Annotated in this window: 10 protein-coding genes; 7 read left to right on the plus strand and 3 right to left on the minus strand. The window is 74.3% G+C overall.

All coding sequences use genetic code 11. The annotated features are described in order from the left end of the window. The first annotated feature begins 143 nt into the window (after positions 1 to 143). The 5 genes from AB1460_RS14555 (at position 144) to uraH (ending at position 6,480) form a co-directional block, all read left to right on the plus strand. A complete protein-coding gene (locus tag AB1460_RS14555) occupies positions 144 to 752 on the plus strand; it encodes a (2Fe-2S)-binding protein (RefSeq protein ID WP_368961840.1) in 609 nt (202 codons plus the stop codon). Beyond that, positions 749 to 3,058, plus strand: coding sequence for a xanthine dehydrogenase subunit D (pucD, locus tag AB1460_RS14560; RefSeq protein WP_368961763.1), 2,310 nt, complete (start codon positions 749 to 751; stop codon positions 3,056 to 3,058). The genes AB1460_RS14555 and pucD overlap by 4 nt, the downstream gene beginning before the upstream one ends. Positions 3,059 to 3,063: 5 nt before the next feature. Then, positions 3,064 to 4,470 carry an allantoinase AllB gene (gene allB / locus AB1460_RS14565; protein ID WP_368961842.1) on the plus strand — a complete coding sequence of 469 codons (1,407 nt, stop codon included), beginning with the start codon at positions 3,064 to 3,066 and terminating at the stop codon, positions 4,468 to 4,470. A gap of 35 nt (positions 4,471 to 4,505) precedes the next feature. Further along, complete coding sequence (locus AB1460_RS14570; RefSeq protein WP_368961765.1) at positions 4,506 to 6,071, plus strand: allantoicase; 1,566 nt, start codon at positions 4,506 to 4,508, stop codon at positions 6,069 to 6,071. Between the two features lie 82 nt (positions 6,072 to 6,153). Continuing rightward, positions 6,154 to 6,480 (plus strand): hydroxyisourate hydrolase, encoded by a 327-nt coding sequence (gene uraH, locus AB1460_RS14575; RefSeq protein ID WP_368961766.1) that lies wholly within the window; start codon positions 6,154 to 6,156, stop codon positions 6,478 to 6,480. A 27-nt stretch (positions 6,481 to 6,507) separates the two neighbouring features. Here uraH and AB1460_RS14580 read toward each other — a convergent pair whose 3' ends face one another. Both AB1460_RS14580 and AB1460_RS14585 read right to left on the minus strand, forming a co-directional pair. Continuing rightward, positions 6,508 to 7,860 carry a DUF6986 family protein gene (locus AB1460_RS14580; protein WP_368961767.1) on the minus strand — a complete coding sequence of 451 codons (1,353 nt, stop codon included), beginning with the start codon at positions 7,858 to 7,860 and terminating at the stop codon, positions 6,508 to 6,510. A 232-nt stretch (positions 7,861 to 8,092) separates the two neighbouring features. After that, positions 8,093 to 9,523 carry an 8-oxoguanine deaminase gene (locus AB1460_RS14585; RefSeq protein WP_368961768.1) on the minus strand — a complete coding sequence of 477 codons (1,431 nt, stop codon included), beginning with the start codon at positions 9,521 to 9,523 and terminating at the stop codon, positions 8,093 to 8,095. A gap of 98 nt (positions 9,524 to 9,621) precedes the next feature. Between AB1460_RS14585 and AB1460_RS14590 the strand changes: the two genes are divergently transcribed. Both AB1460_RS14590 and speB read left to right on the plus strand, forming a co-directional pair. Continuing rightward, positions 9,622 to 10,458, plus strand: coding sequence for a TrmH family RNA methyltransferase (locus AB1460_RS14590; RefSeq protein ID WP_368961844.1), 837 nt, complete (start codon positions 9,622 to 9,624; stop codon positions 10,456 to 10,458). 112 nt (positions 10,459 to 10,570) lie between these two features. Next, entirely contained in the window at positions 10,571 to 11,605 is a 1,035-nt protein-coding gene (gene speB / locus AB1460_RS14595) for an agmatinase (protein ID WP_368961769.1), read from the plus strand. Positions 11,606 to 11,701: 96 nt separating this feature from the next. Here the strand turns inward: speB and AB1460_RS14600 are convergent, their stop codons facing one another. Then, on the minus strand, positions 11,702 to 12,427 hold the full coding sequence (locus AB1460_RS14600; RefSeq protein WP_368961845.1) for an ABC transporter ATP-binding protein: 726 nt from the start codon (positions 12,425 to 12,427) through the stop codon (positions 11,702 to 11,704). Positions 12,428 to 12,497: the final 70 nt, after the last annotated feature.

Genomic DNA, 12,497 nt, shown 5'->3' on the forward strand with positions numbered 1-12,497 from the left:
TCCTGGGCGTCAGGCCTTCGCCGGGTCCAGGCAGGAGCGCCGTCTCACATCAGTCCTCACGGGACAAGCACCGCAAGCGCTCCCTGCCGGGATCCACCGTGCGAAGGGAAGGTAGCGCCATCAGCGCTGGCCCCGCCGGTCCGGTGGACGGCGCCGAGGGAGACGACACCGAGGGCGACGATGACTGGGAACCTCTCCAGTACCACCTGAACGTCGACGGAACCCGGCGTGTCGTCTCCGGTGCCCGGCTGGAGGAGTCGCTGCTGACGGTGCTGCGGGAACGGCTCGGCGTCACCTCGGTGAAGGACGCCTGCGAGCAGGGCCGCTGCGGTGCCTGCTCCGTCCTGCTCGACGACCGGCTGGTGACGGCCTGCACGGTCCTCGCCGCCGACGCCGTGGACGCCCGCGTGCTGACGGTCGCCGGGCTCGGCGCGAGCGGGCCGGCGGCCCGGATCCAGGCCGCGTTCCTCGCCCATGGCGCGGTCCAGTGCGGGTTCTGCACACCGGGTCTGGTCGTGGCCGTCACCGACCTGCTCGGACGCCGCCCCGCCGCCGGAGAGCAGGAGATCCGGGAGGCGCTGGCGGGGAACATCTGCCGGTGTACCGGTTACGGCCGGATCCTCGCGGCGGTGCGGGACGTCCAGGCGGGCCGGCGGGCCCCCGGTGGCAGCGGGGCTCCTGGCGGCAGCGAGGCGAACGAGGCGAGCGAGGCGAACGAGGCGAACAGGGCGAACGGGGCGGCTGGGGCATGACGGGGCGTGCGGGAGTGGTCGGCGGGAACCGCGGAGTCGGGTCCTCGGAGCTCCGCCCGGACGGGGCGGCCAAGGCCGCCGGGGCCTTCGCCTACGCCGGCGATCTGCGTGTTCCCGGCATGCTGCACGCCCGGACGCTGCGCTCGCCGTACCCGCGGGCGCGGATCGGGCGGGTCGACACCGCCGCGGCCCGCCGGCTCGCCGGTGTCCTCGCCGTCGTCACCGCGGCGGACGTCCCCGGGGTCGCCACCTACGGGCTGATCAGCGCGGACCAGCCGGTGTTCGCCGCCACCGAGGCGCGCTACGCCGGTGAGCCCGTCGCGGCGGTCGCCGCGGTCGACGCGGCGACCGCACGGCGCGCCCTGGCGGCCATCCGGGTCGCGTACGAGCCGCTCCCGCCGCTCGTCGATCCCGGCCTCGCCGCCGAGCCGGGCGCCGAGCTGGTCCATCCGGACGGCAACATCTACCGGGAGATCACGCTGACCCACGGGAACCCGTCAGCCGAGGGGCCGGTCGCCGTCGAGGACAGCTATCTCGTCGGCATGCAGGACCAGGCCTTCCTGGCGCCGGAGGCGGCGCTCGTCGTCCCGGCCGCCGACGGCGGGCTCGACCTGCGGCTGGCCACCCAGTGGCTGCACTCCGACCGCGAGCAGATCGCCGCCTGCCTGGGGCTGCCCGAAGCACTGGTCAGGCTCGAGCTGGCCGGTGTCGGTGGGGCGTTCGGCGGTCGTGAGGACGTCACCCTGCAGATCCACGGCGCGTTGCTCGCTCTCGCGACCGGCCGGCCGGTACGGATCGCCTACGACCGGGTCGAGTCGTTCCTGGGGCATCCGCACCGCCACCCGGCGCGGATGTGGTTCCGGCACACCGCCACCGCGGCGGGCGACCTGGTCAGCGTGCACGCACGGATCCTCATGGACGGCGGGGCCTACACGTCATCGTCGCCCGCGGTGCTGGCGAACGCCGTCACCCATGCGGCCGGGCCGTACCGGGTGCCGAACGCGCAGCTCGACGGCACCGTCGTCCGGACGAACAACCCGCCGTGCGGAGCGATGCGGGGGTTCGGTGTGCCGCAGGTCGCGTTCGGCCACGAGGCGCAGATGGACCGGCTGGCCGACCTGCTGGGCCTGCACCCGGTCGCGCTGCGCACCCGCAACGCCCTGCAGCCGGGGGATGTGCTGCCGACCGGCCAGATCCTCGGCGCGCCGCTGCCCGTCCGGGAGGTGATCGAGGCGGTGGCGGCGCGTCCGCTGCCCCCGCCGCTCACCGCCGCCGCTGCCCAGACCGCCCTGCCCGGCGGCCAGGCGACCGCCGCGACCCACAGCCGCGTCCGCCGCGGCGTCGGCTTCGCGCTCGGCTACAAGAACCTGCTCTTCTCCGAGGGCTTCGACGACGCGTCCACGGCGCGGGCCCGGCTCGCCCTCGACAGCGACGGCCTTCCGTTCGTGACTGTTCACAGTGCGTGCTCCGAGGTGGGGCAGGGATTCGTCACCGTCGCCGGGCAGATCGCGCGTACCGAGCTCGGCGTGGAGCGGATCGAGCTGTTGCCGGCGGACACCGGTATCGGCAGCGCCGGCTCGACCAGCGCCTCCCGGCAGACGTGGATGAGCGGCGGCGCGGTGCGCGGGGCCTGCGTGGCCGTGGTCGACCGGCTGCTCGCCCGGGTGGCCCGCTCGCTGGGCCTGCCGCCGGAGGTGGTCGAGTCGCCCCGGCGGTCGCTGGTGATCGACGGCGGCGAGATCATCGGCACCGAGACGGGCACCCGGCTCCCGCTGGCCGAGGCTCTCGCCGCCGGCGGGCCGGTGGAAGCCGAGTACACCTTTCACCACCGGCGCACCACCGCACTGGACGAGCGTGGCCAGGGTGATCCGCATGTGGCCTTCGCGGCCGCGGCGCATCGCGCGGTGGTCGACGTCGATCTCGATCTCGGCCTGGTCCGGGTCGTCGCGATGGCGCTGGCGCAGGACTGCGGCACGGTGATCAATCCGCTGTCCCTGCGCGGCCAGGTGGAGGGGGGCACCGCCCAGGGCCTGGGTCTGGCGGTGATGGAGGAACTGGTCACCGTGGGGGGCGTGGTGACCAACCCGAGCCTGCACGACTACCTGCTTCCGACCGCCGCCGACGTGCCCGCCCTCGACTTCGTCGCGCTGACCTACCCGCAGCCGGACGCCCCCTACGGAGTGAAGGGCGTCGGAGAGGCCCCGACCTGCACGGCGACCGCCGCGGTCGTCGCCGCGATCCGCGACGCCGTCGGCCGCGACCTGCGCCGCGTACCGGTCCGCCCGGTGGACCTGGTCGACCTGTGAGCGGGATGTCTCCGGAGCTGCCTGAACTGCCCGAGTCGCTTCAGGTGATCCGTTCGAGCCGGGTCGTGCTGCCGGACGGGGAGCGCCCGGCCGCGGTCCACGTCGCTGCCGGGAGGGTCACCGCCGTCACCGGGCCTGCCGACATCCCGCCGGGCCGCCTGGTCACCGATCTCGGCAGCCTGGTGCTGATGCCCGGCGTCGTGGACACCCATGTCCACGTCAACGAGCCGGGGCGCACCGACTGGGAGGGCTTCGCCACCGCGACCCGGGCCGCCGCCGCCGGCGGCGTCACCACGATCATCGACATGCCCCTGAACGCGATCCCGCCGACCACCTCGGTGCGGGCACTGACCGCCAAGCGGGCGGCGGCGGCCGGCCAGGTGGCGGTCGACGTCGGCTTCTGGGGCGGCATCATCGGCGCCGACGCCCGTCGCCTCGACGACCTGGCCGCTCTGCACGACAGCGGGGTGTTCGGCTTCAAGGCCTTCCTCGCCCCGTCCGGTGTCGAGGAGTTCCCCCACGTCAGCCTGGACGTCCTGGCCGCCGCGTCCCGGCACACCGCCCGGATGGGCGCCCTCACCGTGGTTCACGCGGAGTCGCCGTCCGTCCTCGCCGGCGCACCCCCCGCCGCGGGCCGTGCGTTCGCCAGCTGGCTGCGGTCCCGGCCACCGGCGGCGGAGCGGGCCGCGGTTGCCGCGCTGGGCGCCCTCGCCGCCTCGACCGGCGCCCGGCTGCACGTCCTGCACCTGGCGGCCGCCGAGGCGCTCGGGGACATCCTGTCGGCCCGCGAGGCGGGGCTGCCGCTGACCGCGGAGACCTGCCCGCACTACCTGACCTTCGTCGCGGAGGAGGTGCCCGACGGCGCCACCGCCTTCAAGTGCGCGCCGCCGATCCGCGAGCGCCCGAACCTGGACCGGCTGTGGGACGGCCTGGCCGAGGGCCTGCTCGCCGGCGTCGTCACCGACCACTCGCCGTCCACGCCCGCGCTGAAGTCGCTGGACACGGGTGACTTCGGGACGGCCTGGGGCGGCATCGCGTCCGTCCAGCTCGGGCTGTCGGCGGTGTGGACCCAGGCGCGGCGGCGCGGCCACGGCGTCGCGGACGTCGTGCGGTGGATGTGCGCGGGCCCGGCGGACCTCGCCGGTCTGGGCGCGCCCGGCCTCGGCGCGGAGGGCGCGGGGCCGGCACCCCGCGGATCCAAGGGACGGATCGCCGTCGGCGCGGACGCGGACCTGGTCATCTTCGACCCGGACGGAAGCTTCCTCGTCGAACCGTCCCTGTTGCGCCACCGTCATCCGCTGACCCCATACGCTGGGCGAACGCTGGATGGCCTGGTGCTCGCGACCTACCTGCGAGGGCACCGGGCGGACGGCGACCGGCCGGTCCGCGGCCGGCTGCTCGAACGACCGTAGGGCCCACCCGCCGCCGCAGCCGAAGGAGCCCCACAGTGACCGACGCGCCCGATCTGACGAATCTCGTCGACCTCGCCGCCGCCCGGTTCGGCGGGTCTGTCGTGGCGGTGAACGACGAGTTCTTCGCCCTTGCCGAGAGGATGCTGCTTCCCGAGGCGCCGGTGACCCGCCCCGGCGTGTTCACCGAGCGGGGCCAGTGGACCGATGGCTGGGAGACCCGGCGCCGCCGGGACGTCCCCCCCGGATCGGACTGGGCAATCATCCGTCTCGGGTCGCCCGGCATCGTGCACGCGGTCACCGTCGACACCACCCACTTCACCGGCAACGCGCCGGAGGCGGTCGAGCTGCACGGCGCCACGCTGGCCGGCTACCCGTCCGCGGAGGAGGTCGCCGAGGACTCGGTCACCTGGGTGCCGCTGGTGGGCCGCACGCCCGTCGCCGCTGACGCGGCCAACGTGCTGGTCGTTCCGGAGGAGGCCAGGTTCCGCATCAGCCACCTGCGGCTGACGATCCATCCCGACGGCGGGGTGGCCCGGTTGCGGGTGCACGGGGTGGTCGTCCCCGACCCGCGTCTCCTCGACCGGGTGACCTCGGATCTCGCCGCCGCCTACCTGGGCGGTGTGGTGGTCGCGGCCAGCGACATGCACTACGGCGACCGGCACAACCTGAACGCCTCCGGCGACGCCCGCGTCATGGGCGAGGGGTGGGAGACCCGGCGCCGGCGCGGCGAGGGGCATGACTGGGCCGTGATCCGCCTGGCGACGGAGGGCACCGTCGTGCGGGCGGAGGTCGACACCCGGCACTTCCGTGGCAACGCCCCGCGCGCCGTCGCCCTGTGGGCCGCCAACGCCCCCGAGACCGGCGACGACGCGCTGGCCGCGGACGGGTTCGCGGCGATCACGGGCTGGCGGCCCCTGCTGCCCCGCACCAGGGTGCAGCCGAACACGCGGCACCTGTTCGACCTGGAGGTCCCGGTCGAGGCCACCCACGTCCGCGTCGACGCCGTCCCGGACGGCGGTCTGGCCCGGCTGCGGCTGCTCGGTGCCCCGACCGCGGCGGGCCGGGAGGCGCTGGCCATGCGCTGGTTCGACTCGCTGGCCCCTGCCGCGGCCCGCGAGGAGCTGCTGGCCTGCTGCGGCTCCGAGGACTGGGCCGATGCCGTCGCCGCCCGCCGGCCCTTCGGCCAGCTCGCCGCGTTGCTGCCCGCCGCCGAGCAGGAGTGGTGGAACCTGCCGGAGTCGGCCTGGCTCGAGGCGTTCACCGCCCACCCCCGGATCGGGGAGCGGCCAGGACCCGCGCCGACTCCGCCCACCTCCTCGCGGGCCACCGTGGTCACGATCGACGCCCCGCGCCGGGAGCAGGCCGCGCTCGAGCAGGCGAGCGAGGAGATTCGCGCCGCGTTCACCGAGGGGAACGCCGCCTACGAAGATCGTTTTGGTTTCATCTTCCTGGTTCGTGCCGCCGGGCGTGGCGCGGAGGAGATGTTGGCCCTGTTGCGGGAGAGGATGGCCAACGACCCGGCCGCGGAGCTTCGCGTGGCCGCCGGTCAGCAGGCCGAGATCACGGCGCTGCGGCTCAGTCACCTGATCACCGGCGGCTGACGGCCCGGCGCCCTGCTCCCGGCTCGGGAACGAGGGCGCCGCGGGCGGGCGTGCCGGGCGGCGGCCGGAGATGGTGGTGCGCGTGAGCCTGTCAACCCATGTCCTGGACACCGGTTCGGGCCGGCCGGCGGTTGACGTCCCGGTCCGGCTCGAACGGGCCGTGCTGACCCTTGACGGCGGGGTGAAGGGGTGGCGCCCGGTCGCCGAGACGGTCACCGACAGGGACGGCCGGGTAACGGACCTGCCCGCCGACAGCACCGGCACCTGGCGGCTGATCTTCGACACCGCGCAGCACTCGGCGTTCCACCCGGAGGTCGCGATCGTCTTCGTCATCAGGGACGCGGCCGAGCACCACCACGTTCCGCTGCTGCTGGCGCCCTATGGCTACACCACCTACCGCGGCAGCTGAAGCAGAGGTCGGCCCCGTGGCGGCCGGTCAGGGGCCCGGGTGGGCGGTGGTGCCGGCGGTTCCGGTGGTGCCGGTGGTTCCGGTCGTGTCGGTGGTGTCGGTCGTGTCGGTGGGGTTGGTGCGGCCGCCAAGCCGGGCCACGGTCGCCAGGTCCAACCCGGCGGCGCGCAGGCCGGCCTCGTCGAGCAGCCGGGCGTCCAGGGCCCGCAGAACATGCCCCGCCAGTGCCCGTGCTGTCGCGGGCTCGTCCGCCACCGACCCGCGAGACCGGGCCGTCGCGTAGTCCGCGAGCCGGCGCAGGGCGTCCGGCAGGCCCGTGAGCAGGCAGCCCGCGACAGCGGCGTGCCGGCTGACCAGCTGCGCCGGATGCAGGTCCCAGCCCTGGTACAGCCCCCGCGACCAGGCCCGGCGGATCAGCCCGGCATGCCGGCGCCAGCCGGCGTGGACGTCCGCGGCCGACCCGACGGGCAGCAGGTTGCACGAGCCGTCGGCCACCCGCAGGCCGGTCCCCGCCGCGGTGAGCTGCATCAGCGCGGTGGCCAGCTCGACCGCCGGATGGTCGCTGGCCTGGTTGGCCGCACTGACGCCGAGCGCGGCCGAGTAGTCGTAGGTGCCGACGTGCAGCGCGGCCAGCCGCCCGGGTGCGGTGGCTGCCAGCGCCGGCAGGGCCAGGACCGCGGCCGGGGTCTCGATCTGCACCTCCAGCGGAATCGGCGCGATCCCGAGCCGCTGCTCGAGCGCCGCGAGGACGTCGCCGAACACCGCGACCTGCTCCGGCGCGCTCACCTTGGGCAGGGTCACCACCAGGCCTGGGGGCGGGCCGTCGGTGCCGGCGAGAGCGGTGAGGAACAGGTCGAGGGTGCGCAGACCGCGCCGGCGCACGGCCGCGTCGAGCGATTTCGGGCGCAGGCCGTAGGAGACCGGCAGCGTCCCCGCCGACGCCGCGTCACGCAGTGCCCGGGCGGCCGCGACGGCGTGCGTGTCCTCGACGGCGTCCGGCCGGATGCCGTAACCGTCCTCGAAGTCGACCCGCAGATCCTGGACCGGCTCGATCGCCAGGGTGCGTACGACGTGCGCGTGGATGTCCTCGGCGATCGGCGCCGCTGTGCCGCCGAGCGTGACCTCCGCGAGCAGGCCCGGCTCGGGCGCGTGCCGCACCAGCACCTCGCGGGCCGCTCGCCCCCACGTGGGAACGACGTCCGGCGTGAGCTGGTCGGCGGGCAGGTAACAGGTGTGGACGGGCTGGCGGGTCCCCGGCTCGCCCGGGAAACGCGCGGCCAGGACGGCATCGACGCGGGCGAGGCTCCCGGTGAGTGCGGCAAGCACCTCGTCGGGCAGGGTCACGTCCGTCCCGCCGCCGGGGGTCACAGCGGCCGGCATCGGACCGAGGACGGGCATCTGACGGAGGAGAGGAGTACGCCGCCGCCGGCGCTTTCTGCGCCGATCGGGGGATTCGGCGGGCGGCGCCGACGGCGGCTGCCTGGGGCGCGATACGTGCGCGGCCCGACGCAGGTCGGCTGCTGAGCTACACGTTTCCGTCTGCAGAATACTGCGTCGGAGCGCTCCTGCCCAACCGGGGCCAATGCGGTCGAGCCAGTCGAGCCAGTCGAGGTCACGGGGTGGTGCCGGCCTTCTCGAACGCGCCCTGGATCCCGCGGGAGATCTCCCGATGGCGACGGAGCATCTCCGCGAGATCGGGGTGCACCGGCGTTCCGTTCTCCACCACGAGGCGCCCGGCCACGACCGTGTGCCTGGCCGCTGTGGGCCCGCACCGCAGCCAGGCGTCGACCGGGTCGGACAGCGCCCCGGCGAACGCCACCCCGTCCATCGGCCAGACCACGAGGTCGCCGGCGGAGCCGACGGAGAGCTCGCCGATCTCCCCCGTCCGGCCGAGGCAGGCGGCCCCGCCGCGGGTGGCCATCTCCAGCGCGTCGCGGGCGGACATCGCGGCGGCTCCGTGCCGGAGCCGGCCGAGCAGCATCGCGGTGCGTGCCTCCAGCCAGAGCGAGGCCGCGTCGGCCGAGGCGGAGCCGTCACAGCCCAGGCCGACCGGCACCCCGGCCGCGCGGAACTCGGCGATCGGCGCGAGCCCGCCGCCGAGGATCATGTTGCTGCTCGGGCAGTGGGCCACCCCGGTTCCCCAGCTGCCGAGGCGCACGATCTCGTCGGCGTCGGGGCAGATGCAGTGCGCGACCCAGGCCCGGTCGCTGCCCCAGCCGACCTCGGCGAACTGGTCGATCGGCCGCCGCCCGAACACCGCCAGGCAGTAGTCGTCCTCCTCGGGATCCTCGGCCAGATGGGTGTGCAGGCGGACGTCGAGCGTCTCCGCCAGTTCCGCGGTGGCCTTCATCAGCTCGGGGCTCACCGAGAACGGGGAGCACGGCGCGAGTGCCACCCGGATCATCGCCCCGTGGGAGGGGTCGTGATGCCTGGCCACGAGCCGGGCGGAGTCGGCCAGAATCTCGTCCGGGTCCTGCACGACGGAGTCCGGGGGAAGACCGCCGTCCTTCGCCGAAAGCGACATCGAACCGCGGGTCGGGTGGAACCGCATCCCGAGCAGGCGCGCCGCCGCGATCTCGGCCGAAACGAGATCGCCGCCGCCGCGCGGGTGGACGTAGAGATGGTCCGTGGACGTCGTACAGCCACCCAGCGCCAGCTCCGTCAGGCCCACGTAGGCGGAGGTGTGCACCGCCTCCTCGTCCAGCCGGGACCAGAGCGGGTAGAGCGTTGTCAACCAGGTGAAAAGCGTCCCGCCCAGCGCCGGTGCGAAGGAACGGGTGAGGTTCTGGTAGATGTGGTGATGCGTGTTCACCAGCCCCGGTGTGACCAGGGCGCCGTCGGCTCGCAGCGTGCGGGTCGCGGCGGGCGGCGGCTCGGCGGGGCCACCGATCGCACTGACGAGACCGTCGGTGATCGCCACCCAGCCACCGGGAATCTCGCGGCGGGCGGCGTCGACGGTCGCGACCAGTTCCGCGCCCGTCACCAGGAGATCGGCGACGGGGCTGTCAACGGGGGAGCCCACAGCCGGGCCGGGTGCGGTCATGGGCCCGATTCTGCTGGTGCGGAGTTTCGCAGGGGTGACAGCGGTACCGGGGTGAGAGCAGGAGCGGGAGCAGGGGTGGCAGTGGAGCAGGGGTGGCAGTGGAACAGGGCAGCAGGTTCATCGTCATCGACGATCCGGCGGACCCGCGGGTCGCGGACTATGTCGCGCTGACCGACGTGGCGTTGCGCCGGCGCCGGGAGCCGGCCGAGGGCCTGTTCATCGCCGAGGGCGAGCGGGTGATCGAGCGCGCGCTGCGCGCCGGCTACCAGCCGCGGTCGGTGCTGGTGTCCCCGGCACGCCTCGCCGGAGTTCCGGAGCGGATCTGGGCGGAACCGGCCGCCGGCCACCCGCCGCCCGTGTTCGTGGCCGGGCCGCCCGTGCTCGAGGCGATCACCGGTTTCGAGGTCCATCGCGGGGCGCTGGCGTCGATGTGCCGGCGCCCCGCGCTCGACCCCGCCCAGGTTCTCGCCGCCGCCCGTCGGGTGCTCGTCTGCGAGGACCTGGTCAGCCACACCAACCTCGGCGCGATCTTCAGATCGGCGGCGGGCCTGGGCATGGACGCCGTCCTGCTGAGCCCGCGGTGCGCCGACCCGCTGTACCGCCGGTCGGTGCGGGTCTCCATGGGGGAGGTCTTCGCCGTGCCCTACGCCCGGCTCGACCCGTGGCCCGGCGCACTGGATCTGGTGCGCGCCGCGGGCTTCGAGGTGGTGGCGCTGACCCCCGCCCCCGATGCCGAGGAACTGACACCGGCCTGGGGAGCGGCGGCGGACCGGGTGGCGCTGCTGCTGGGGACGGAAGGCGCCGGGCTCAGCGAGGCGGCGCAGGCGGCGGCGACGAGGAGGGCACGGATCCCGATGGCCCACGGCGTGGACTCCCTCAATGTCGCCGCCACGGCCGCCATCGCCTGCTACCTGCTGGGTATCCGGTCCCGCTGACTGCCGGGCACCCGTTGCCGCTGGCCGTTCGTTCGGTCGCAACGGCCGTCCGTTCGGTGCGCGCTGGCCGTCCCGTTCGGCACGCCGGCGCCGCGCGCAGCATGCTGGCAGCATGACCTCCGACGGTGACCCGGTCGCGGACGAGGATCCCGGGCCGGACGCGCCGGGCTATGCCGGGCTGGCGACGTTCGCCGGCCTGCCGTGGATGCCCGGCCTCGGCGAGCTGCGCGAGCGCCGGCCCGACGTGGCCGTCGTCGGCGCGCCGTTCGACATCGCGACCACCCACCGGCCGGGCGCCCGGTTCGGCCCGCGGGCGCTGCGCGCCCAGGCGTACAACCCGGGCACCTACCATCTCGACCTCGGCATCGAGATCTTCGACTGGCTGGACGTCGTCGACGCCGGCGACGCGCACTGCCCGCACGGCCTCACGGAAGCCTCCCACCGCAACATCCGGACGAAGGTCCGGCAGATCGCGGAGCTCGGCATCAGGCCGCTGATCCTCGGAGGTGACCACTCGATCACCTGGCCGGCGGCGAGCGGGGTCGCCGAGGCGGTCGGGTGGGGCGAGGTCGGGCTGCTCCACTTCGACGCGCACGCCGACACCGCGGACATCATCGACGGGAACCTGGCCTCGCACGGGACGCCGATGCGCCGGCTGATCGAGTCCGGCGCGGTGCGGGGGCGCAACTTCGTCCAGGTGGGGCTGCGCGGCTACTGGCCGCCACCGGACGTCTTCGCCTGGATGCGGGACCAGGGGATGCGCTGGCACCTGATGCAGGAGATCTGGGAGCGCGGCAGCCGCGAGGTCATCACCGAGGCGATCGCGCAGGCGGTGGACGGCTGCCGCGCGCTCTACCTGTCGGTCGACATCGACGTGCTCGACCCTGGCTTCGCCCCCGGCACCGGCACGCCCGAGCCCGGCGGCATGACGCCGGTGGACCTGCTGCGGGCCGTCCGGCAGATTGCGCTGGACACACCGATCGTGGCGGCGGACATCGTCGAGGTGTCGCCACCGTACGACCACGCGGACACGACGGTGAACAGCGCGCACCGGTTGGCCCTGGAAATCTTCGCCGCGCTCGCGCACCGCCGCCGAACCGAGGCCGGCGAGACGCCGGACCTGCCGGGGAAGGCCCCCGACAGCTGATCCCGCCCCACAACTGAGCCTTGCCCGGCCCCATATGAGCCTGCCCGGTGCCCGAGGCCCCGCAACCGGGCCTGTCCGCGGCCGGGACGGATCCCCTCAGGCCGCGCTGGGCTCCTTCAACGCGAGTATCTCGCGGGCCGTTCCGACCTGCAGGATCCGTCCCTCGCTCAGCACGGCGACCCGGTCGGCGAGTGCCAGGGCCTCGTCTCGGTCGGCGGTGGAATGCACGACGGTGATACCAACCTGTCGCTGCACGGTCCTGAGGTCCTCGCGAAGCGCGGAACGCAGCTGTCCGTCTACGGATCGAAGAGGGTCGTCGAGTACCAGGATCCGCGGGCGGACCACGAGCGCACGGGCCAGAGCCACCCGCTGCTGTTGTTCACCAGAAAGCTGGGGGGGACGCCGCCGCGCGTATTCCGACATTTGGACGGCGGCGAGTGCGGAGCGCACCCGGATCGATGTCTCCGCGCGACCGCGAGTTGCCCGGGCGCCGGCATGGCGCAGCCCGAACGCCACATTTGCGGCGACATCGAGGAAGGGAAACAAGGTATAGCCGCCGAATATCGCACTGACTGTGTGACGGTACGTGGACGAGCCGCTCGCATCCTCGCCGTCGACGAGAACCTGGCCGGATGACGGCTGGTCGGCTCCCGTGAGCAGCCGGAGCGCGGCGGTCTTGCCGCTTCCCGACGGGCCATGGAGACAGAAGTACTCACCGGCGTTGATCGTCAGACTGACCTCGTCGAGTGCGGTGACGTCACCGAACCGCCGACGCACTCCGACAAGATCGATCCGGCCGGTGCGACGGCCGCTTTCCGCCATACTCACCCCCAGCTGCCCCGGCCTGCCCTGGTGCGGACGGGGCGGGAACGACAGTCTCATCTTGGCCCGG

Origin of the sequence: Parafrankia sp. FMc2, assembly GCF_041008525.1 — a bacterium.
Classification (GTDB): Bacteria; Actinomycetota; Actinomycetes; order Frankiales; family Frankiaceae; genus Parafrankia.